The sequence below is a fragment of the Paenibacillus sonchi genome, assembly GCF_016772475.1.
Classification (GTDB): Bacteria; Bacillota; Bacilli; order Paenibacillales; family Paenibacillaceae; genus Paenibacillus_AQ; species Paenibacillus_AQ sonchi.
The window spans coordinates 137,058-157,199 of the sequence record NZ_CP068596.1; the positions used below are offsets into that span (position 1 = coordinate 137,058).

Annotated in this window: 26 protein-coding genes and 1 pseudogene; 15 read left to right on the forward strand and 12 right to left on the reverse strand. The window is 42.2% G+C overall.

The genetic code is table 11. The annotated features are described in order from the left end of the window. Positions 1 to 487: 487 nt before the first annotated feature. Together JI735_RS34120 and JI735_RS34125 are read right to left on the reverse strand one after the other, a co-directional pair. The gene (locus JI735_RS34120; protein WP_039835565.1) at positions 488 to 1,354 is read right to left on the reverse strand and encodes a hypothetical protein; all 867 of its coding nucleotides are present in this window, start codon (positions 1,352 to 1,354) and stop codon (positions 488 to 490) included. A gap of 523 nt (positions 1,355 to 1,877) precedes the next feature. Then, positions 1,878 to 2,513, reverse strand: coding sequence for a hypothetical protein (locus JI735_RS34125; RefSeq protein WP_039835566.1), 636 nt, complete (start codon positions 2,511 to 2,513; stop codon positions 1,878 to 1,880). Between the two features lie 1,512 nt (positions 2,514 to 4,025). Between JI735_RS34125 and JI735_RS34130 the strand changes: the two genes are divergently transcribed. From JI735_RS34130 to JI735_RS36715, 6 genes and pseudogenes are all read left to right on the forward strand, one after another. Next, on the forward strand, positions 4,026 to 4,361 hold the full coding sequence (locus JI735_RS34130; protein WP_039835567.1) for a hypothetical protein: 336 nt from the start codon (positions 4,026 to 4,028) through the stop codon (positions 4,359 to 4,361). A 23-nt stretch (positions 4,362 to 4,384) separates the two neighbouring features. Then, positions 4,385 to 5,122: a hypothetical protein gene (locus tag JI735_RS34135; protein WP_039835568.1), complete on the forward strand. Its 738-nt coding sequence runs from the start codon at positions 4,385 to 4,387 to the stop codon at positions 5,120 to 5,122. 1 nt (position 5,123) lies between these two features. Next, positions 5,124 to 5,822, forward strand: coding sequence for a hypothetical protein (locus JI735_RS34140; protein ID WP_039835569.1), 699 nt, complete (start codon positions 5,124 to 5,126; stop codon positions 5,820 to 5,822). Between the two features lie 50 nt (positions 5,823 to 5,872). After that, positions 5,873 to 7,270: a hypothetical protein gene (locus tag JI735_RS34145; RefSeq protein ID WP_202677742.1), complete on the forward strand. Its 1,398-nt coding sequence runs from the start codon at positions 5,873 to 5,875 to the stop codon at positions 7,268 to 7,270. A 114-nt stretch (positions 7,271 to 7,384) separates the two neighbouring features. Next, the gene (locus JI735_RS34150; protein ID WP_051051787.1) at positions 7,385 to 8,233 is read left to right on the forward strand and encodes a ubiquitin-activating E1 family protein; all 849 of its coding nucleotides are present in this window, start codon (positions 7,385 to 7,387) and stop codon (positions 8,231 to 8,233) included. Between the two features lie 178 nt (positions 8,234 to 8,411). Beyond that, a pseudogene (locus JI735_RS36715) lies at positions 8,412 to 8,709 on the forward strand (transposase); the annotation flags it as partial. 9 nt (positions 8,710 to 8,718) lie between these two features. Here the strand turns inward: JI735_RS36715 and JI735_RS34155 are convergent. After that, the gene (locus JI735_RS34155) at positions 8,719 to 9,084 is read right to left on the reverse strand and encodes a helix-turn-helix domain-containing protein (RefSeq protein WP_039835586.1); all 366 of its coding nucleotides are present in this window, start codon (positions 9,082 to 9,084) and stop codon (positions 8,719 to 8,721) included. A 265-nt stretch (positions 9,085 to 9,349) separates the two neighbouring features. Here JI735_RS34155 and JI735_RS34160 point away from each other — a divergent pair, with 265 nt between their 5' ends. Beyond that, positions 9,350 to 10,819, forward strand: a complete 1,470-nt coding sequence (locus JI735_RS34160; protein WP_051051788.1) for a helix-turn-helix domain-containing protein — start codon at positions 9,350 to 9,352, stop codon at positions 10,817 to 10,819. Positions 10,820 to 10,965: 146 nt separating this feature from the next. On the opposite strand, the gene JI735_RS34165 is transcribed toward JI735_RS34160, so the two are convergent. Continuing rightward, positions 10,966 to 11,301 carry a helix-turn-helix domain-containing protein gene (locus JI735_RS34165; RefSeq protein WP_039835571.1) on the reverse strand — a complete coding sequence of 112 codons (336 nt, stop codon included), beginning with the start codon at positions 11,299 to 11,301 and terminating at the stop codon, positions 10,966 to 10,968. Positions 11,302 to 11,543: 242 nt separating this feature from the next. On the opposite strand from JI735_RS34165, the gene JI735_RS34170 reads away from it, so the two are divergent. Beyond that, positions 11,544 to 11,771: an aspartyl-phosphate phosphatase Spo0E family protein gene (locus JI735_RS34170; protein WP_051051798.1), complete on the forward strand. Its 228-nt coding sequence runs from the start codon at positions 11,544 to 11,546 to the stop codon at positions 11,769 to 11,771. Positions 11,772 to 12,072: 301 nt separating this feature from the next. Here JI735_RS34170 and JI735_RS34175 read toward each other — a convergent pair whose 3' ends face one another. The 5 genes from JI735_RS34175 to JI735_RS34195 form a co-directional block, all read right to left on the reverse strand. Continuing rightward, a complete protein-coding gene (locus JI735_RS34175; RefSeq protein WP_039835573.1) occupies positions 12,073 to 12,999 on the reverse strand; it encodes a tyrosine-type recombinase/integrase in 927 nt (308 codons plus the stop codon). 68 nt (positions 13,000 to 13,067) lie between these two features. Further along, a complete protein-coding gene (locus JI735_RS34180) occupies positions 13,068 to 13,529 on the reverse strand; it encodes a helix-turn-helix domain-containing protein (protein WP_039835574.1) in 462 nt (153 codons plus the stop codon). Beyond that, positions 13,529 to 13,696, reverse strand: coding sequence for a hypothetical protein (locus JI735_RS34185; protein ID WP_157771379.1), 168 nt, complete (start codon positions 13,694 to 13,696; stop codon positions 13,529 to 13,531). Before JI735_RS34185 ends, JI735_RS34180 begins: the two co-directional genes overlap by 1 nt. Before the next feature lie 47 nt (positions 13,697 to 13,743). Next, complete coding sequence (locus tag JI735_RS34190; protein ID WP_039835575.1) at positions 13,744 to 14,235, reverse strand: hypothetical protein; 492 nt, start codon at positions 14,233 to 14,235, stop codon at positions 13,744 to 13,746. Positions 14,236 to 14,295: 60 nt separating this feature from the next. Beyond that, the gene (locus JI735_RS34195) at positions 14,296 to 14,664 is read right to left on the reverse strand and encodes a hypothetical protein (RefSeq protein ID WP_039835576.1); all 369 of its coding nucleotides are present in this window, start codon (positions 14,662 to 14,664) and stop codon (positions 14,296 to 14,298) included. Between the two features lie 164 nt (positions 14,665 to 14,828). Between JI735_RS34195 and JI735_RS34200 the strand changes: the two genes are divergently transcribed. From JI735_RS34200 to JI735_RS34210, 3 genes are read left to right on the forward strand one after another with little or no spacing between them, the layout of a single operon-like run. Further along, positions 14,829 to 15,026: a hypothetical protein gene (locus JI735_RS34200; protein ID WP_233476555.1), complete on the forward strand. Its 198-nt coding sequence runs from the start codon at positions 14,829 to 14,831 to the stop codon at positions 15,024 to 15,026. After that, a complete protein-coding gene (locus JI735_RS34205) occupies positions 15,019 to 15,318 on the forward strand; it encodes a hypothetical protein (protein WP_051051792.1) in 300 nt (99 codons plus the stop codon). The genes JI735_RS34200 and JI735_RS34205 overlap by 8 nt, the downstream gene beginning before the upstream one ends. Positions 15,319 to 15,330: 12 nt before the next feature. Then, positions 15,331 to 15,801 (forward strand): YhjD family protein, encoded by a 471-nt coding sequence (locus tag JI735_RS34210; protein ID WP_039835578.1) that lies wholly within the window; start codon positions 15,331 to 15,333, stop codon positions 15,799 to 15,801. A gap of 46 nt (positions 15,802 to 15,847) precedes the next feature. Here JI735_RS34210 and JI735_RS34215 read toward each other — a convergent pair whose 3' ends face one another. From JI735_RS34215 to JI735_RS34225, 3 genes are all read right to left on the reverse strand, one after another. Next, a complete protein-coding gene (locus JI735_RS34215; RefSeq protein ID WP_051051794.1) occupies positions 15,848 to 16,567 on the reverse strand; it encodes a thermonuclease family protein in 720 nt (239 codons plus the stop codon). 284 nt (positions 16,568 to 16,851) lie between these two features. After that, positions 16,852 to 17,031, reverse strand: a complete 180-nt coding sequence (locus tag JI735_RS34220) for a hypothetical protein (RefSeq protein ID WP_039835579.1) — start codon at positions 17,029 to 17,031, stop codon at positions 16,852 to 16,854. 101 nt (positions 17,032 to 17,132) lie between these two features. Continuing rightward, positions 17,133 to 17,432, reverse strand: coding sequence for a hypothetical protein (locus JI735_RS34225; RefSeq protein ID WP_157771380.1), 300 nt, complete (start codon positions 17,430 to 17,432; stop codon positions 17,133 to 17,135). Between the two features lie 56 nt (positions 17,433 to 17,488). Between JI735_RS34225 and JI735_RS34230 the strand changes: the two genes are divergently transcribed. The 4 genes from JI735_RS34230 (at position 17,489) to JI735_RS34245 (ending at position 19,919) form a co-directional block, all read left to right on the forward strand. Beyond that, complete coding sequence (locus JI735_RS34230; RefSeq protein ID WP_202677743.1) at positions 17,489 to 17,881, forward strand: site-specific integrase; 393 nt, start codon at positions 17,489 to 17,491, stop codon at positions 17,879 to 17,881. 175 nt (positions 17,882 to 18,056) lie between these two features. Further along, positions 18,057 to 18,389 (forward strand): tyrosine-type recombinase/integrase, encoded by a 333-nt coding sequence (locus JI735_RS34235; RefSeq protein ID WP_233476556.1) that lies wholly within the window; start codon positions 18,057 to 18,059, stop codon positions 18,387 to 18,389. Positions 18,390 to 18,448: 59 nt separating this feature from the next. Continuing rightward, positions 18,449 to 18,892: a hypothetical protein gene (locus JI735_RS34240; RefSeq protein ID WP_039833930.1), complete on the forward strand. Its 444-nt coding sequence runs from the start codon at positions 18,449 to 18,451 to the stop codon at positions 18,890 to 18,892. A gap of 100 nt (positions 18,893 to 18,992) precedes the next feature. Then, positions 18,993 to 19,919: a serine hydrolase domain-containing protein gene (locus JI735_RS34245; protein WP_046503730.1), complete on the forward strand. Its 927-nt coding sequence runs from the start codon at positions 18,993 to 18,995 to the stop codon at positions 19,917 to 19,919. Positions 19,920 to 20,142 lie beyond the last annotated feature (223 nt).

The following is a 20,142-nucleotide window of genomic DNA, read 5'->3' on the forward strand; positions in this document are numbered from 1 at the left end:
AAGAGAGAGCCCAAAAAAGAATCAAACCAGAAAATAAAGTATCAGACTGCAGCTTGCAAAGCAGCTGGCCACCGTAACCAGCTGCCAATTGCAGTCCGGCGCTTCTGGAGAACCAAGAGCACGAGCTGAAGCTTGCGAAGCGGCTGGTCGCCGTAACCAGCAACCAATCGCCGCAGGAGTTTTTTTACCTGGTCAAAGACTTTTTCAATACTGTCCCTGCAGTTGGCCAATCACAACACATTTTTTTTCGTCGCACGTACCGCGGTCCGCTCGGCGCACAACTGGTCGCTATCGCCGGCATACCCCTCGCAGTTCACACGGTGCGTCCAGAAGAACCTGGAGCACGAGATGTGGTTTTCCGCACTGTCGGTCGTACAGCCCTCTCCGATGCATTACTAAGAGAACGAGTTGTAGGTTAGCTGCGCAGCCGAACGCACTGACCGAAAGCTATTTATGTTAAGTAATCTTGGCTTTATGTTTTAAATTACTACACCCGATTCCAAACTTGACATACCCGAATAATTTCAGAGCGTGTTTTATTCGCTTCATTTAACCGCTTATTTAAGAAAGCTTCTCTTTTTTCACTTGTACTTTGAATAGCTAATTTTCGCGCCAAGCGAAAGTCAGGATCCTTTTCGTCAAATTCAGGTGTAACAATTTTTCCATCCCAATACTTAGAAATGTAATAGTGTGAAGTTCCCGTATGCTCATGCAGTGGAATAGCTGAATCATAATTCCTCCACAAATCAAAAAATGCATATTGATATGCGTAGCAAGCCTTTGTTTTATCAATTGGGCACTCCTTGTCATAAATTCGATAATCTTTTCCCAAAGATTCTGGTAATACAGCGCGAATAGGAGTTACACTTTGCTCGGCAAGCTGTACGATTAAATCTGCTTTCGGTATCACCCACTCGGAGTAATACTTACCACGTGTAATCAGAACCTTTTTGTAGTCAGCATTTTTTTCAGACAAACCAGCAATAACTAGCAATGCTACTGCCATTAGTTGAACTGTGGCTAAGTATCCTTCCCATGAATTAACTTTTGGCATGAGGTTTTCAATAATGGTAGTTGATTCTCCATACAATTCGTCAAGGATTTCAAAATCTCTTGTGTTCTCAAATTCAAAAAATCGTCTTGTGATACTCCTGGAAGAAGCCAAATCACGCTCAAAAAATGCATCATCGATTATCTTTTGTACTCTTGCGCATATTTCCTCAACTGATTTTCGAAATAAATCTCCAGATATTCGTGCAGCAAGACCTTCAACGACCTCACTAATAATAATTTCAGCTGCTTTGGCACCAAATGCTTCAGCTGCCTTCTCTAATACAAATATCAGTATTGGCACAATGTTTACTCCTTTTATTGTTGTGTATTTTTATAATTAAAATATCCTCAGTGAAGTTTTTTATTCACTTTTTTGCACCGTTATTATTCTACCTTCAACGGTGTCAACCGATCTGTATTCTATAAGAAAATGAAAAATATGGGCCGATCGGCGGTGCTATCGCTCTGTGTTCCGGATCTCGAAAGAAGATAAAGTCATAAACTGGATTTAATAGAGTTTGAAAATCGTCAGCATGGTAGAAATAAGTAGTAGACTGACCACGCCGGGGCCGCACGGTTCGTTCCGCCCGACTTTGTTCGATACACCAGGTGTGCTGTTTTGCAGCGGTTGGCCATGCTACCGATCATTCAACTCCAAAACGCTCTGCCAGTCTACAAGTTTAATTTCTCAGTCTGCATACTTCATTTTCCGAGTCTAATACTTTATTTTTCAGTCTACTACTTTATTTTCTTTCAACAAAGAGAACTTCTGCAATCCTCACTTTAGGTAGTCTTCGGACATTCAAACATCTCTCTTCAAAATATTAGCGAGATTGTGATAATGTTTTTACCATTGTCACCTTTAATTCTCCAAGTCCAAGTGAGAAATCCTGTTGCATCTTACTGAATTCAATATTTTCATAGATGATAGATACTCTCAGTTCCCTGTTTGCATAATCGTGTTTTAAATGTGCAGTCCACGATGCATCCGCTAATTCGTCTCCGACATAAGGCATTATTTCAAATTCCTTCGTCTCCCCTGCCTTTAAACTCATCATGCGACGATCTGCTTTAAACACTACGGAAAAATCACTCGTTAATGGAAACGGTTCTAAATCAATATTCATAGCCGTTCCGTTACCAATATTAGTTACAAGTAGTTGATATCCATTTCTCACACCACTTTTAGGTTCTACAACGAGTAGAGGCATTATATTGAATGCCGAATCTTTACGCTGAAGTTCAAATGTTCTCACTTGAAGATTCAATGTATAAATGACACCGGCAAGCGCGAGTCCAGAGAACAAAGCGTTTAGTACGCCGAAAGAATCTCCAAATGTTCCACTTTCACCCCAATCCTTGACAAATAAATATAAGAACAAAGTAAAGAGGATATAAATAACTACAACAGCTAGCAAGAAATATGTTGCAATATTTACTGAATTAAATCGCTTTTTCATATTCATTACCCCTCAGATATTTAGTCTAAGAAGTAATTCGGCAAACAGTGATTATACTCCTTTGCCACTTTTACCGGACTGCTCAAAGGACTTCCCAATGGCCCGCGCCATTTGTCACTCTCCAGCCTCGCAAGCAATCATCCTGGCAACTGGACAGTAGATCAGTTCAGCGACAGTCAGCCGGATGCGCTGTTCTCTAATGCAATCGGTTTTCAGAACTTCCCTATCGACAACATCAAGAGAGGCAGTTCAAGTGGGGCACAGCGTGGATTGTCGGCAGATTCCCGTAGAAGTTAGATGGGGACGGCTGGTCGAATTCTCCTGGGATTTTCAGGCGTTGCCGACAGTTCCTGCACACGACGGGGGAGCAGACTGCAGCTCCCGTACTCTCGGGACTTCTGGACGTTACATGCTCCGGCTGAAGCGTGGCGAGGAAGACTACCAGATCAAACAGCGGCTCCTCTCCTGGAGCTTCCGATTGTGCTGGCTGCGACGGAAAACGCTGCATAAAGTCTTGGTTGGATCCGCAACGTTTCAGAGACAATAAAGTAGTAGACTGGAGCTGTCGCTGCCCGATCTGACTGTAGTCCACGCTTCATTGATGCCGTAGCAGGGAAAGATCTGAAAGTATCAGGAGTGTGAGCTGCTATCGCTCGATCCGGCGTACCAGAATACAATTTTTTTCCTGACACCCCGTTCGTCTGCGTCCAAATGTTAATGGTGCACGAAGCTGCGGGCTGTTCATCCCAAACTTCCCACCTGTTCACGCCGTAGGCAAGCGGCGGACTACTGTCTGCCGCAGGTAGTTCCGCTTGGCTCTTCCAAGTGCACAGAGCTGAGAACTGCAGCTGGTCCGGCTAGTTACAGACGCAACTAAGCAAAACTGGCCTTTATCTGGATTTACACGAATCGAAGATTGCGGCTTTGTATTTCGGGATAAATGGAATGAAAGAAGATCAAGCTATCTGGCTCAGTTAACTCATTGGAAATATAAGAGTCGTCAGACTTTTTATAATCAAGAGCATGGGCTGATGAGCAGTCTATAACTGGTAGCTGCTGTCTATCAGATTTTCCGTAAGCTGAACTGGTCTCTGAAAAACATCTAAGAGTACAACAAAAGATCGTCCTGCAGTTGACGGGATGGCAGACATTCGGATTTCCACGTGTCGGTCTGTTGCAAGAAGAACATTCATCAGCAATGTGATGCTTAACAGCCTAGATGTACAGAGAGGTTACTTTTTTGTATAGTAAGTGAGCTATTTTTCGTTACCAGATAGCATCCAACTTAATTTACTGGGATCTATCGTATTGTTATTTTAATTGTGATATACTAATGACATTAATTAATCTATTTTTTTCTTCGTTGATATTTTTCAGCTGAAGAGTGGGTGTTCGGTGATTCACCGAAGAAAAAAGATGAAATGACCAGGAGACGGAAGTGTACCTATTTAGGTGCGCTTTTTTCGCGTTTTCTGGTCTTTTTTTCGTCAATATTAGGGAGGAGATGCAGAGTTGAATATCAATTTAGCTCGATTAAAAGAAGGTTTACCTGAACAGAAGGAATATCTTCTGACTTACACAACCGGATTGTTTCAGGTTATTGACTGTGCCCATAACTGCTACAACAGTGCAGACGTGGACTGGTCGAGTTTCACTTCAAATGACGTAAAGGTTGCTCTGGAAATGGCGATGGATTACTTGGATTATGATTCTATTTATCCTGAGGATTATGATATTCCTCCGAATGAAGGAAACGCGATTCACGAATATCTTCTTAATGTAGAAATTATCTATCAGATCCGGAATGCTAAACCGGAGAAAATGTATCAAGACTTAACGTTCTTTTAGTAGAGCTCGAAGGGGAGGAAACGATGGAAACATCCTATTACTGTTTTGATCAGGTAAACCAAATGAGGGCAACCCTTGACAACATGGCCATGATTAAGATGATTGCAGAGGCGGGAATTGATGTTATAACCGCTCCGATTGAATTCAGCTCTAATTATATTGGTGACCAGGATGGCATCTTTTTGATGTGTCTTGAGAGAGTATTTGGAACTGTAGAAAACGAGTGGAGCATTATTGATGGGGGATATGAGATCAGTAAGTATCGCGTTCCTTTTATTGAACTCAAAAGCCTATATCCACTCTTTACGGGTGAAAAACGGATTGAGTATATCCGGAACCTAACGCTGTTGCTCGATGTCAAAGTTGATGACTATTACTTTTACAGTGATGTAGCAATGGAAGGGGAACTTTCGAAAGACTGTTTTTTCATTAGGATTATGAACGGAGCAGGGGTCTTTTCCCCGTTGTTGGAAAAGATCTTATTCATGCGAAACGAAGTAATCAAAACCATTCGTCTCCAAAAAATGCAACTCATAAATAATCTAAAGCGAATATTCATTGCTAAATTGGCAATTGAATCAGATATTGAAGTCGATTTTAAATCGGATCAACCTTGGGAGGCCATTTATTCCGGAGTACGCGTTCAGCTCCAACGATCGGTTGGAACGGACAGTTTAGTGTATGAGGAATTGATTATGCTATTACAGCAAGAGCGGAGAAAGAAGCTACAAGGCTCAACGAACTCAGAGGAGGCAGCTTAGGATGAATATAAACTGCGAAGATAAAGGGATGAAAATGGTAGTCACTCTCCGCGACAATGCGCTTCCTGTAATCGAAGAGTATCACGATGGAGTCATCATTGGTAAAGGTACATATACGCATGAAGCTTATGCTAACGCAGTGCTTCAATCGTTAGACTATGATGCTATTCGAACCCCGGTATTACCGAGAAATACGATTTATTATTCAGAGGGGCCAGCGAAAATAAATCTATTTTTTGAGATTCCAGCACATTCGCGCAGAGTATATTACCATGAGGCAGTCATTGAGGATGTTTCTTACCCGTCCTTGATATTTGGAGTGTCTCTGATTACACGAGATGAAAAGAAGGTTGTTCAGGGAGTGTTTATTGCTGCAATTGAAGAGCAATTTAGCATCAGCGAAGAGACAGAGATGTTTTGTTATCCATTTACCAATGTCTCAGCATCTTCGCACAAGGTGTGCTGGGGTACACAAAAGCTCCCTACTATCGAAAAAATGTCCCAATTATCTTCTATTCCGGATCTCTTTTTTAATACTCCAAACTCGGACAGCTATTATTCCGAGTCAATTAATACAAGATTGACTTTTCGTGAACTGATGGAAGAGATAAAAGGGAAATCGTTTCCGGAGAAATATCTGAAGCCAATAGGTCAAAACTTAAAAGAATGGATACACGAAGTTACTCATTCGATCTATTAAATGATGACCAGTATGTAGGGCATTAAATATAACTATTGGAGGAATTGTTCATGACAAATCAAAATCCTGGTGACTTATTCTCGCTCTTTATGCCGAAATCTACAAAGGGTTCTGAATCAGATGATCATTCGACGGACCTGAAAAACTTGGGAGATCAGACCCAACAAGGAACGGAAAAATGTATTGGTAACAAGGGAGAGGATTCTAAGAGTCTTGACGGTCTTTCTGCAACAACTTCATCGGTTGGAGAGGGGAAGTCAGATATTAGTATTGAAGCTTCTGAACTGGAGCAAGGATCCGATTCTACACGATTTGACCATACAGATGGAGAGGAACCAGGTGCTGGAAATGTAGTGACAACCAGAAATGAAAATGAGCCTCAATTATTCTCACTTTTTAGAGGTAGAAATGCTGCAAAGTCTTCTACTTCACAGAATGAGCGAAATGGTTTCAGCTTGATAGGGAGCGGGGATGATCCGGAATGTGAGTGCAAGGAAAGTTCTGATCCTGAGGAGCTAGCAGATGAAGAGCTTGACGTTTTCGCTGAAGAGGATGAGGTAAGTGAAGAAGATCTTAATAAGTTAGAGCTTGCCGGCAAGAGTAATGTTACGGCGCCAAAAAGTACCACGTCAAATAGCAAAGGTGAGAAGAAACCTGAGATTAACCGGGGGACATTTATAGCCTACGCTGGAAAAACGATATCAATTACAAAATTATTTAGTGATGAAGCGTTGCCAACCTTAGAGATGGATACCATACGGAAACGGTTAGAAAAATACTATCCGGAACTTTCCAAACAGCGGACAACTATGGATTGGGACGATAAGAAGAATTTAATATGCCCGATCGTAACCAAAGGTAAAAAAGGTTCTTTTTTTTCTGAGGGAATAAAAGGATTCTTCTTTAAATCGAAAGATCTTTTTGAAAATATGGAATCTATAAATGTCCTAGCGGCAAAGGATGGCTATTATGAAGTTCGCGAGAATCCAATTGGTGTTTTTGTCACTAAAGTCGAAGAAGTAGAGGAGCTGGAAAACTGCTGCCAGGGCTTTAAATTGGCATTACCAAAGATTCCGAATCAGTTATTTTCTCAATTAATAACCTTTTTTGCGGATTACTCCACTGAATTCGAGGTTGAGGTCTTGGGGGTTTTTTACTGGGACAGTTTAAAGCTTGAGTATGTTCTTGATATTCCTACTCAACGGGTTTCGAAGTCCAGAGTGTTTCCTCAATATAAACAATTTCCGGCACATATCTTTAAGGTCGCCGAGGTGCACTCTCATAACACGATGAGAGCTTATTTTAGCGACATCGATAATGAGGATGAGGCGGGAACGATGTTATATGGTGTCATCGGGAAGATACAAAAGGCCAAGGAGGTTACCTTTGAGATGGTTGTTCGTGCAGGAGCGGCTCGACATTTTATCCCCTCATACCCGATATGTTGATTGAAGGATTTCAGCCAACTCAATCTGCGTATTCCATTTTGGTGGAAGATTACCCGTCAGATTGGCATGAACAGGTTCAGGTGAAAACACAAAGGATCGTTTAGGAGGAGAATGATGATTCAATTATCCAATTTTCATCCAGAATACACTAAAATTATGTACTACATAGTTTTGATCGGAAGCGGTGGAACAGGCGGATACGCTGTACAACGCATAACGAAACAGATGAGTGCATTCAGTGATGTTCGCTCATACCTGATGCTTGCAGATCCGGATGTTATTGAAGAGCGTAACCTTTTACGACAACCCTTTATCACTCGTGATTTGGGGCTCAAAAAATCGGAGGTGTTATCCTCTAGGTATGGCTCTACTTACGGATTGAAAATTGGTTCCTCTGCAGAGAAGTATATTGAGTCAGTAGAGGAGCTGGAGAGCTTATTCTCCCATACGAGTTATTTACACTCACAGAGGCAGTATATTCAGAAAGTATTGATAGGGGCAGTAGATAATGACTTTTCCCGGAAGATCATGAATGATTACTTTAATCATAGTGATGATCTTGTCTATATTGATGCAGGGATTGAAGGTATTTACTTGCCTGAGAATGGAGATAAGCAGGAAGATGAATGGACGGATACAGAACTTGAAGATCACTTAGAAAGTGGTTATTCAGGTCAAGTGGTGGTTGGCCTAAAAAAGAAGGGGGAGGTTATTCTTCAGCCGATTCACGGAATCTACCCCATTGATTCGAATGATCTAATACCTCCATCCCATAACTGTGGTTTGGAACCTTCTCAACCTCAACGAATGATTGCGAATGAAATGGCAGCTCTACAGATCAGCATATTAATGAATGAGTTGTTTGCCTCCAATTCTATTCGCACACACGTTATTAATTTCAATGCTCAATTGGGAAATTCACGTGCGGAAGCAGCACCGGATGTCCCTCTCCCAATTAATTAAGCAGCATTTGAATATTTTCAATTAACTATGAATATACTGAAATATAAGGCCATCCTGGTATAAAAGCTGCTGCAAAAACGAGACTGTACTCTATATTGAGTTACAGTCTTGTTTTTTTCTTAATATCGGTTTGAGTGTCATATGCTGAAATAACCTAATTACTAATGATAGTAAGATAAGTTGTTTCGTATTTATGGGATATCTGAAGGAAAAAGTGCTCTAATGATCTTTGAGAAGCATGCCCAACTAAAGTATAAATATGGGAATCGAAAACATTAGGCGGAAGGATACTATGTGAGAACCGTGGGTTTAAATTAAGCCACCATGCAAAATACATTCGTGAACAAGAAGCACCTGACATAGATAAACAGAGTGTAAAAGTGTACGATAACCCATTCGGTTTGCAACAGGGGGTTTTACCCCAAGAGCAACCCACCCGTTGGACGGGCGGGTTTGATTTGATGCTGATCGACTAAATGGGGCCTTTACTGCTTAGGTTCAGGGGCTTTTTCCAGATGCTCCGGCTCCAGCAGCTCTTTGAGTATCCGGTAAGCGTGATGCTGTTTTTCATGACTGTGACGCAGCAAGAGCAACACGCTTTCCCACACCCATTTCTTGTTGATTAACACTCCCTCTTGTTGTTCATTGTCGAACACTTCATAGACGCTCATGCCAAGGGCAGTCGCGACTTTCTCCAAGGTTTGTATCCGGACGTCCTTTTCTCCGCGTTCGAGTTGCCCAATGTAGGAGGCAGTCGTACCGCTTTTTTCCGCAAGTTGCTCCTGTGTCCATTTTTGACGGCTTCGATGCAGCCGGATTTTTGCCCCTATCTGTTCTGCAAATGTTGTCAAGGCTACCACAACCTCTCCTTCTTATAAAGTGTAGAGGAATGACAGGAGTCAGTGGAGGACTCTATTGCGACTATTTATAAGTAGAGTTGTCGCAATAAAATTTGCATGTTATAATTTCCCATAACGCATTGATCTACAAATAACCTCTCAATCTTCCAGTGATAATTTTGTCACTTTAATTTAAATATTTTTATTCATCGTTTAACTCTGAATATAACTGGAAGAAAGAGAAGGGAGATCGTTGAAGCGAAGAGGGAGGGGTATCATGATCGAATGCATTAACCTCAATTCCAATCTTGATCATATGGAGAATAGAGGCTACTCCTTACATACACTCATTGAACATCAACTTCTTCGACAAGAGATCACTTTACAGGAGCTGGCAAAGCAGTCCGGGATTAACCGCGGGGTATTAAGCGCGTTTTTTTCACGTCACCGGCCAAAGTCCATGTCCATTCGTCAACTGGATCAGATCGCCAAAGCCTTGGGACAAGCTGAAGGTTGGTTATATGATGCTTATGTTATGGAATGCTTTACAGACGGCAAGATTCACTGGAAGCAATTGAAAACCTTCCTGATTCGCTGCGTGGATCTGAAACGGGAGGATTTGATTGCAACCATATTGTCGTTGCTGATGGAGAAGCCGGTCCACACTCAGGATGTATTTCTTTTGGCAGAGACGCTGTTTGCTGAGGGGAAGTGGGAAGCTTCGATCCCTTTTTATCGGTTTGTCTGCGATACTGAAATTAAGCAGCATACAGAACGTTTGGCCATCAGTCAGTATAAATGGTTTCGGGCGCGGTTGGGGATGGATCTGAAGGCCAACTTTGAAGCGACTGTACAGTTTGCACCTTTCCGAAATCGACTGGACGAACATCACCAGCTCGATGCACTTCTGCAGATGGCTAATGTGTATTTCACCCTTCAACAATGGGATGAAGTACTGCAAGTCGCAGATGAAATGCGAGCATTGGTTATTGTTCTGCTCCAACAGCAAAGAGAGCGCGTACGCCGGGGGCTGGTCAAAAGAACACGACTACCCACAGAGCGTCATTTGGTCGTATACTACGGACAAAGTTACATGCTTAAAGGCAATGCTTTGGTATGGTTGGAACGCTATGAGGAAGCTTTTCCCTTTATTGCCCAGTACCAGGACCTGAGCTGGTTCGATGAGTTAGACGAAACCGGTTGGCAAGAAGTCAAACGTTTTACTCTGTTTGCCGAGGGAAATCGATTCGATTTGCTCATGCTTCTGGGACATGCCGAGAAGGTGCCAGATTACGTTGATTTTTTGGACAAGAATATGGAAGAGTGGCTACCGGGATTTTTGAGTATAATCACTGCAGCTAATCGGTTTCGTTTTGATGTAGACGAAGTAATTTTGCATTACACTAAACCGCTGGAGGCGCTTCGACAGCCACAAGTATTGGAGAATCATTCCTACTACCATTCCTCCAGCTCATTGCGCCGATATACTCTTCTCTGCTGTCAACTGGCCACATATGAACTCGAGCGTGGCAGGTACCACCTTGGGATGGACTGGTTGCTACAAGGGATGACTTACTCCATCTCCACAAATAACCGCGATGTGATGTTAACCTGTACGGCCTACATGGATACATACCGGCACAAGGCTGGTCCTGAACATTTGTATGCCTATGAATCTCTGATGAAGGAGGTGATCGAAGATGCGAAAACGTCTCATGTCTCTCTTGCTGGCTACAATTCTTGGTAGTGTGCTTATTATCGGATATCTGCAGCCCGTCCCTCCGGAAGCTAGCCTGACGGCGCTGGTAACACCGCTAACGCATGGGGACGGATCCTAAAATTGGATAGCAAGTAATAAGCCCTCTGCATTCAGTTGCCGAGGGCTTTTTCAGTTTAATCCTTTCGAAACATTTCTCTTAAGACGAATAACGCTCGGCGCTGATCGTTCACCTCATGAGCTTGCAACAGAAGGTGGATGGCTAGTAAGTATTCTGTAGTTTCGCTCCCCATGCTGGCCGGCTGCAGCAAATCAAAAAAATCGATCTGCAAGGCGGATGCAATACTTTCAAGCGTATCCACTGTCATATTTCGTTCTCCCCGCTCCAATGCTCCAATATAAGAGAAGGAAGTCCCCACGCGTTCGGCCAATTGCTCCTGTGTCCATCCCGCCATCTTGCGGTGCAGGCGAATGAGTTCGCCTACCCGCTTTTTCGCTTGTTGTTGCACCATCAGTTTCTGTCTCCTGCCATTCGACATTGTTCCTCACTAAAAAAGTGTAAAGAAGGAAGGACAGAGAAGGGAGTATACTATATAATTCATATTATGATAATATTGTCTCCATGAGATTCATTATTTATATTTCTTGCCCCTTTTGTTCACATATTTGGCACAACTTGAAAATGAATTTTTTCTTGGAGTTCGCTAACCCCAAGTAAAATGGAGAAAAATATAAAATGTGGGAGAAGTTTAGAATGGGATTAATCCATCAGAACATAGAGCGGAAACGGGCGGAGCTGAACCGCTTAGCTGAAAAATATGGAGTGTCGGATCGACAGGTATTGATCAAGTCCCAGGAATTGGACCGATTGTTAAATGAGTATGAGGTGAAGAAAGACTATTATAAAAGAAAAAAAGAAGTTGGATCCAATAGATGTGAAGTCGGGTTTTCGTGGCGTCTTCGGGTATGCAACAAACAATAAATATGGAAGGAGCGGCTATGTTTATTCCGGTACTGCAACAATTATCCACTTCGGAAACACTATGGCTCATGATTTTTCTTGGAATAAATCTGGGATTCATTTTTCTGGTCTTGTGTAGGACCGATGCTCAGGGGAACTCTAAATCAACCTCGAACCCACCTAAAGACGAACTGGCCAGCGTTTCCCGTCTAGAGGAATCAACTGATGAGCACTAGGAGAGGACAACCTGGAGCCTATGAAGCATCAAAAAGCCCGTCAACCTTCACTGGTCGGCGGGCTTTTTTTATTGCTTTTTTACGGATTAATCATAATTCGGCATGTTCAAACCTTCACACGGATTACAGTTGTCATATGCTGAATTTATATCTATTCCCCATAGCCTCACATACCTGTCCGTCATTTCAACAGTCGAATGCCCAAGGATTCGGGCTAATGCTATCGAGTTCCCTCCCTTAACAACCCACCTCTTTGCAAATGTGTGGCGTAGGGTGTGGGGGCTTAACCTAATGAGATTGATCCCGAATGAATTTCCAAGGCACTTCTTAATGTCCCTTAAAGCATCTCTAAAAGTCGATTGGGCCATTGGATTACCAGTATGCGTTGCCCACAAATATGAATTTTGTTCTACTTGATTTTCTTCTATGTATTTTTGCATGAGGTAAGAAAGTTCAAAGCCAAATGGAACTTCTCTTTCACGGTCCCCTTTGCCATTAACAGTAACAATACGACGATTGAAGTCAAAATCTATTGGTTTTACAGGAAGTGCCTCACCTACACGTAATCCAGTACTTGAAATCAAAAATATTAACAGTGCAATTCTTTCCCGCGATGCTTTGCTTATTCGAATTTTCTTAACGGTTTGAAGCACTGCATGGAGTTGTTCTTGGCTAAGACTATTGATGACCTTATATCGTGGTCTTGGACGTTTTATCCCTAATGTTAAATGGCATTCAATAACGCCTATCTCATTAAGGAAGCGTGAGAAGACGGTTAGGAAATCATAGTGCTTAGCTCTGGTTGAGCTCGAAAGCTCTCCACCTGTTTGATAATTGGGCCTTTCAAGCAAGAAAACCATGTACTTCCGTGACAACTCAACATTCAGATCTTTAACATCTATTCCTTCTGTATTACAAAATTTCATGAACTCCCTATATCGAGAAGTCCAATATGGTATTGTACTTGGTGCCGCGCTTTCTGAACGTACCCAGTTTATGAACTCTACTTCCAAAACAATTACACTCCCTCAAATGGAAACACTGCTAGGCATGTACCGAGCAGTGTTTTTTCTAATTAATCTTATACCTTTGGATTAGGCTGATTCTTGGCAATGACCCATGTTTTACCAATCTTGCGAGCTTGGAGTTTACCTTCGGCACAAATGTTTTTTATTCTTCCCGGAGATAACCCCCATAGTTCCGCCGCCTCTTCAACACCCATTACATCATTTAGAGCGTTTTGTTGGGTGTAAAACGAATGCAAGTATCCACTACCCAATGGGTCATTTGTGAACTCTTCAAGGTTTAAACTGGACATAATCTCTCCGAACATGTCCAACAAAACCATTTCTTCCGGCCCGAACTTGTGGGTGTAATCCAATAATTTGCGATGGATTGCCTCAATTGTTTTTTCTGGCTGACGGGCAATTTTGTCCAGGTATTGTGAAGAGATAGAGGGGACGCCTTTATCAAGCACCCGATCCCCCAACACATTTGCTATAGCTATCAGGCGGCCAAATGCTATGCTGCGATTATCACTCATTAGGAGTCGCACCGCCAGTTCTGGATGATCTGTAACATGTTATTTTCTGCCTCTTCTTCACTTTCAAACTCTCCTTTTTCGTTAACTCCATCACTAATTGTCCAGTATTCTTTCCCGAACTCATTCGGCCAAGAGGATATTGCTACTTTAAAATTTTGAATATCCATGTCTATTCTCCTTTTGCCCGACACCTTTGCGTGTCTGCGTCTATTATTTATTGATTTGTTAGCGGGGACCATTTGCGGACCTTAACAGATGTATATAATTGATCTTCGCTAGTTTGTGGCGGTACTCCGGTATAAATACCGCTATAGCTTTTACCCGGAAGATGAATAAATTCACCATAAGAATCACGACCAACGACCCGCCCGATTCTCTCTTCTTCTGAGACCATCAGGATGGTGAAATCCCTCAACCAGTCTATCTCGTGGTCAATGGACAAGGTCCATTGGGCCTCAATGTCCCTTGGAAAACATCCATCCCCCGGTGATATTACAAAACGTTTGATAAAATTAATCTTATTATTTTTAATGGTGTCGTAATCTGCCAAAACCCCTGGTCGATCACATTGAGACAAAACCAATTTTCCATTAGGAAGTACTACAGCACTGTAGTATACTCCGTCAACCTCCAATAAACTATAGTATTTACCACACCACTCGAATCCGGTCTCTTTGATTGTTTTTACAAATTGTTCTCTGTTCATTTCCTGCTCCTCATGCCCGGCTCCTTGTTGAGCCTGCAGCGTTTATCTTTGTCAGCTAGTTTATTTAGAGTTAAATTCTGCTCGCATCGCATTGCGTTCTTCTTCAGTGAAGAGAGCTAACATCGTTTTCAATTCTTTGTTTAGATCCGATGCCAAGACGGCTGCTTTTTCAAGTTTGATTTGCATAGCAGGACCGAACTGCGTTGTTTTTCTAGCGTTGTTTAACTCATGGTAAGCAGTCGCGGCTTCTTTCGTTCTTTTTACGAAATCGAATACTACAAACTTACTTGGTTTCAATACAGCCACTCCTTCCTTAACTTCCTTCCAAGCCATAGCAAGAGCTTGGGCGAAGTATTCCTTTACTTTGCCACCAAATCGTACGACAGCACCTCTTGCAATTTCCCAAGCTCTTACCATGACCTCTTTCATTTTCGTTTCCTCCTTAATAGTGCGTTATCGCACTTCTTGAATATAATATATCACGTGCGATAACGCATGTCAACAGAAACAGATAGATTATTTTTCCATTGCTTAAAAATTCCTATCGTGGTTATAATACAAACAAACGTTCTTATTTTTTGGAGGCGATGAAGATGAAAATGGCAATAGGGCAAACCATCGAAATCGTATATGTTGATAAAGCAGGGAAAATCACACAGAGGAAGATAGAGGTTAAGGGAGTCCGTGACGGCCGCATTCGGGCAACCTGCCTGACCACCGGCGCGCCCCGGGTTTTTCTGGCCGTAAACATCCTCGCCTGGCAACCGGTGCAGGAGCGGAGATATGCTTGATGATACTCCACGCAAGCTGCTGCGGATCATCGCACAGTTTCGTTATCACTTCAGGCGGATGCCGACGCTCCCGGAGTTAAGGCGGTTAAGCGGGCGGCGGCCAGCGGATATTATAAAGGGGTTTAAAATACTGGCTGCTGAAAATTACATATCATGGGAAGCGTCTCAGCCTATCGAGACAGCCGTCATTCTTGAGGGATGGGAAAGGGGTGTACCTTATGACAGTTATCCGCAGAGAGGCGTGCAGAGTGGTAGGGGCGGCACCAACATAGATTACTGGCTTTATCATTAAGGAGGGGTCACCGTGTCCAAATTGGAGGGGAACGAGCGATGGAAAACAAAAATGATCATGACCGAGCATACTGATCAATTTGAGGCGCAGCAGCATGCCAGGAATAATATGATAACGATTGATGAAATGACGATGGTCCGCGACCTCATCTTGCTCCCTTACATAGACACCATGGTTGGCAAGAGCCTCAAGGAGATCGAGCACTCCGGCAACATTCTGCAACGGGCCTATTCGCTGGCCGGGCAAGCCATCCAGCGACGGATAATGCAGGACATCTATCAGTTGCGAAAGGAGCTGAAGAAGCGCAATATCAAGGTGCTGGAGGATGAGCAAGACGATTTTATATCTAATTACATAATCTTTTGCCGGGGCTACGAGGGGCCATTTGGCATGACGCGCGATGTAATGCGTACCGAGATCAGCCTGCGGTTGACTAAGTATACCTCGGAACTTGGAAACTCATTGAAAGATTATTTTAAATAAATGATCCAGCATAACAAAACCCCAGGAGATTACCCTGGGGTTCGTCTTATTCACACGCGATTCCATCACCATCCCGGTCCAACTTTTTAGAGTAGCCCGGTTCACCCTTATGGAGCGGTGCTGCGCCGGCTGCTCTTACTGCTGAACAATTCTTATAATACACATTTTCAGTCGGATTCTTTGTTGCAGCGGGCTTATTAGTGGCCGATGGCTTTGTAGTTGCTTTTGGTTTAGTTGTAGGTTTTGGTGTAGCTGTTGGTTTATCAGTAGCGTAATTTTCGAGGCTCCAAATCCCTAATTTCGCAGCTTGTGCTTTTTTCTGGATTTTCCTAAATTGTTCCACATACTTTACATTTGGCTGGAAGACCACCACGCGGGCATAACCCTTTTCCAGCAAAAGTTCATTTAGCATTTTGTCGCCTATGTATACATAAGCCAACAGACGTCCATACTTATCCCTTTGAGCCACATCAAACTCAAGCTCGACGGTTTGTCCTTTTAGAATCTTGGTTGTATAGGCGCTGGCTTCCGGACCAAACGGCTGCACTGGTTTGTCAGGGTGTTTTGTCTCGGGAGTATCAACGAGCAGAAGTCGAATTTTTTCCTTTTTGCCATCGGGCATTTTAACGGTAAAGGTATCGCCATCAGTCACCGCCGTGACCTCCGCTTCAATCTTCATTCCCTCGGCTGTTACGTGTCTGAATGGTATTGAAGATAAGAACAGAACAACTACCAGCCATGAAAGTAATCTCTTAGTTTTAAACATTTCTAGTTTGCTCCTCTGCTAGAATATGAGAACATTTTAGCAGCATTAAGAAAATGATACTATACGTTTTTGAACCGACAGAGTAACTCTGAGTGATTATACTGGCGGGGTTTCTTGCAAGGTCAGAAATACTGCATTTCAGATATAAAACGGGGCTAACTCCCCATCAAATCCCACCAGCTCACCGGTGGCCAGCAGTGAAATCAATTCTTCACCTGTCATTAGATAGACAACCATTTTGAAGCAATTTGATGATCGTCCCCGGATCCACTTCTTCTGCTCTATCATCCTCTGTCATTTTCTTCATTCATTTTTACGTTCCTTTCCACAGGATTAGATGTAGTAATCTTTCGTCCTGTCCCGGTACTTCCAATGATTAGATCATGTAATTGACGGGACCGAGAATCCTTACGTTCTTCTCTTTTTTTAATGAGTTCTTTAATTACAGGTAATTTCTTCAGCATTCTGTGACCCATCCCTTGTTTTTATTTTTAAATTTTTTGCTTTTGGAGAAAAATGATCAACGCATACCTGAAGAACAGGGAAGGGAACCGGCTATCCAAATTTAACTCTGCAAGTCTCTTTCCCGTTCCTTGAGATACAACAACTCAAAGCGTTCATCATTTTCCTTATAGAGCTCCGTGTCGGTGAGCCCAAAAGAGATGAGCAAATCATAGATGCATCTGCGATAGCCTTCGCCTTTGCCGGAACAAAATTTCACATCTTCTTTTTTGCCTTCAATAGCAAAAAATTTAAGATCCTCGAAATTGTCCTGGCGCTTCTTAAAAAGTTCCGTTAAATCCTTCATTATTTTTTCGATTCGAATATGCGTTGTTGCAATGGAAGAGTGAAAGCCGTATTCCACCGTTTGATAAGAGCGGATTTTTTCGACGTGTTATATAATTGGAGAAGGAGATACATATGCTTGAAGAATTTCTACATCATCTAGAGAAAAAAGGGCTTTCCCATAAAACGGTAAAAAGCTATAGTGTGAGCTGGAAACGATTTGAAACCTGGATGCAGTCTACTTCACCGGATCATCCGATCGAGGTTGCCTATGCGACCCAAAGGGACATCGCTGATTTCAAACGGCATCTGTTGGTTGCAGGGGGAAGAGGAGGCAAGCCGGCTTGGCCGGCAACCAATCAGCTCACCTTCGTGCACCTCAACGCCATCTTTCGTTTTTTTGCCGAACAAGGGTACATCCTGACAATCCGGTCGGATCGATCAAAAAGCCAGCAAGAGCTCGCCGTGCTCCAAAGTGGCTTACCCGCAATGAGCAGAATGCGCTGCTGTGGGAAGTTCGGAACCTAGCGGGGAAACGGGAGAATGCGATTGTGCTAACCTTTCTTCGCTTAGGGCTCCGCGTGCATGAGCTTTGTGATCTGCAGATTACTGATCTCACGTTAAGCGACAGGAAGAAAACAGCCTACATCCGGGGAAGGGGGATAAGGATCGGGAGCTGCCCATAAACTCTGAACTGCGAGCTGTGCTGCAGAACTACCTAAAAGAGAGGGATTCCTCCAGCCCGTACCTTTTCGTGTCAAGGAGATCCGATAAATGTTCGGAACGCGGAATACAGCATATGATCAAAAAATATCGGCAGCGGACTCAAATCCCTCACCTTACCTGTCATGCCTTAAGGCACACCTTTGGGCATGACCTGGCAACTGCGAAACCGCCGGTTCCCCTGGATCGAGTGGCCATGCTCATGGGCCATTACAAGGAAGATGGCAAACCGAATATCGAAATGACTATGATTTATACGACTCCTGGTGTTGAGGATTTGGAAGCAGCTGTCGAGTCGATCAGCTGGACCTAATGAATTGTAGACGCATATTGATCATTAAATTACAGCATTTAGAGTTAAGGGGGAGAGTTATGGGCACTTCATGGGAATATTTTAAGCGTTATGAAATTAAACCCGATGAGGATTATGGTGACGACATTATTCACTACATTGATAATGACTCACTTAATATTACCTATTCGACGTCCAGTCAACTTGCTTCAATAATCGAACATTTTGGAATCCAACTACCGGTATATGATGTTTATGAACCGCCTAAATCAAAAATATTAAATTTAGTTGATCCGCTTATGGTAGCGCGGGCAGCCAGTAAAGGAATTGAATTGCTTGAATCCGAAATCAATCCATTTGTTAAAAGCTTGGGCTCGTCAAATGATCTGGAGCACTTGTTTTCCCCTAATGATATCGATGAGTACCATACAGCTGAGAGTTTAAATGAAAGAATAAGTTCATATCTAAAGAAGATGGTCACTCTCTCCATCAGCGGACACTACTTTGTGAGAAGTAACGACTAGATCGAACTCCAGGAGAAAATCTTTGGATTTATTGCACAGCGCGAAGATTATATGAATTAAGGTTTGTCAAAAAAGATATAAATGATGGAGAGGTTACAATATGAATAATGAATTATTGAATGATTTAGTGTTGTCCGTAAAAAGTCAGAATCTTCATGTGCTGAATGTAATTGTTAGACAAGATGGTAATATAATTGCTAAACATGATTTTAAAGAAGAAAAGCCTACTCTCTTGTATTCAGTAAGTAAGACGTTTACATCAATGGCAGTCGGTATTGCTATTAGTGAAGGTTACTTTAAAATTAGTGACCTCGTTATAGATTTTTTCCCAGATATTCAACATGTACCAATAAATGAATATCTAAAAGAGATGACTATTCATGATTTGCTCTGTATGGGAACTGGACATGCAGAATGCCCAGTTATGAAGGCAGATTGGAGTAATGGTAAAGAATGGGATATTTCTCAATTGTTCTTTTATGAACCGATTATATTCAAACCAGGTACTCACTTTACATATAACAATGCTTCAACATATATGCTTTCAAAAATCATAAGCAGTACTACGGGGAGTAACCTAAATGAATATTTGGATGAAAAAATATTCAGACATTTAGATATACCGAAACCTAAATGGGATACATGTCCAAAAGGAATTTCTCAAGGATTTTCAGGGCTATATTTAACAGCGGAGCAATTATCAAGATTTGGACAATTGATTCTTGATAAAGGAATTTGGAAGGGTAAGCAACTTATTCCTTCAAGTTATATTGAACAAGCAACATCTGTCCAAATAAAAACCAATGATTTTACTCCGTATTTTGCTACGGCAGACCATCATCAAGGTTACGGTTATCAAATATGGATGAACTCATATTCTAATTCATATCGTATGGATGGTTTATATGGTCAATATGTTGTAATGCTACCAGAGAAGAATGCAGTTATAACATATATTTCAGATGAACCACAAAATATGACAGGGGTTCTTGAACTTACATGGGATACTTTAATAGAGAAACTATAATATTATTGAGAACTAGGTTTAGCCATGATACAGATTCAAGCAAAACGGCTCATTGGCTCTATTGAATAGTTCGAAGATACTGAAACGTAGTCTCATATTGTTCAGGAAGGGGGCGGAGTTATGAAATGGGTTTGGTTAGGAGTTTGCCGTATACGTATGAATTTGAATTGGAAAGCGATGATAGATTAGAACTTAAACTATCATGTCGTGAATAAGAGATCGT

Excerpts from the sequence above, each read along its gene's own strand:
- JI735_RS34145 (WP_202677742.1), top strand. The coding sequence starts at position 5,873 with ATGACAAATCAAAATCCTGGTGACTTATTCTCGCTCTTTATGCCGAAA.
- JI735_RS34160 (WP_051051788.1), top strand. The coding sequence starts at position 9,350 with ATGATCGAATGCATTAACCTCAATTCCAATCTTGATCATATGGAGAAT.
- JI735_RS34165 (WP_039835571.1), bottom strand. The coding sequence starts at position 11,301 with ATGGTGCAACAACAAGCGAAAAAGCGGGTAGGCGAACTCATTCGCCTG.
- JI735_RS34150 (WP_051051787.1), top strand. The coding sequence starts at position 7,385 with ATGATTCAATTATCCAATTTTCATCCAGAATACACTAAAATTATGTAC.
- JI735_RS34220 (WP_039835579.1), bottom strand. The coding sequence starts at position 17,031 with ATGCTGAAGAAATTACCTGTAATTAAAGAACTCATTAAAAAAAGAGAA.
- JI735_RS34140 (WP_039835569.1), top strand. The coding sequence starts at position 5,124 with ATGAATATAAACTGCGAAGATAAAGGGATGAAAATGGTAGTCACTCTC.
- JI735_RS34245 (WP_046503730.1), top strand. The coding sequence starts at position 18,993 with ATGAATAATGAATTATTGAATGATTTAGTGTTGTCCGTAAAAAGTCAG.
- JI735_RS34195 (WP_039835576.1), bottom strand. The coding sequence starts at position 14,664 with ATGAAAGAGGTCATGGTAAGAGCTTGGGAAATTGCAAGAGGTGCTGTC.
- JI735_RS34215 (WP_051051794.1), bottom strand. The coding sequence starts at position 16,567 with ATGTTTAAAACTAAGAGATTACTTTCATGGCTGGTAGTTGTTCTGTTC.
- JI735_RS34125 (WP_039835566.1), bottom strand. The coding sequence starts at position 2,513 with ATGAAAAAGCGATTTAATTCAGTAAATATTGCAACATATTTCTTGCTA.
- JI735_RS34205 (WP_051051792.1), top strand. The coding sequence starts at position 15,019 with ATGCTTGATGATACTCCACGCAAGCTGCTGCGGATCATCGCACAGTTT.
- JI735_RS34240 (WP_039833930.1), top strand. The coding sequence starts at position 18,449 with ATGGGCACTTCATGGGAATATTTTAAGCGTTATGAAATTAAACCCGAT.
- JI735_RS34190 (WP_039835575.1), bottom strand. The coding sequence starts at position 14,235 with ATGAACAGAGAACAATTTGTAAAAACAATCAAAGAGACCGGATTCGAG.
- JI735_RS34180 (WP_039835574.1), bottom strand. The coding sequence starts at position 13,529 with ATGAGTGATAATCGCAGCATAGCATTTGGCCGCCTGATAGCTATAGCA.
- JI735_RS34170 (WP_051051798.1), top strand. The coding sequence starts at position 11,544 with ATGGGATTAATCCATCAGAACATAGAGCGGAAACGGGCGGAGCTGAAC.
- JI735_RS34135 (WP_039835568.1), top strand. The coding sequence starts at position 4,385 with ATGGAAACATCCTATTACTGTTTTGATCAGGTAAACCAAATGAGGGCA.
- JI735_RS34200 (WP_233476555.1), top strand. The coding sequence starts at position 14,829 with ATGAAAATGGCAATAGGGCAAACCATCGAAATCGTATATGTTGATAAA.
- JI735_RS34185 (WP_157771379.1), bottom strand. The coding sequence starts at position 13,696 with ATGGATATTCAAAATTTTAAAGTAGCAATATCCTCTTGGCCGAATGAG.
- JI735_RS34230 (WP_202677743.1), top strand. The coding sequence starts at position 17,489 with ATGCTTGAAGAATTTCTACATCATCTAGAGAAAAAAGGGCTTTCCCAT.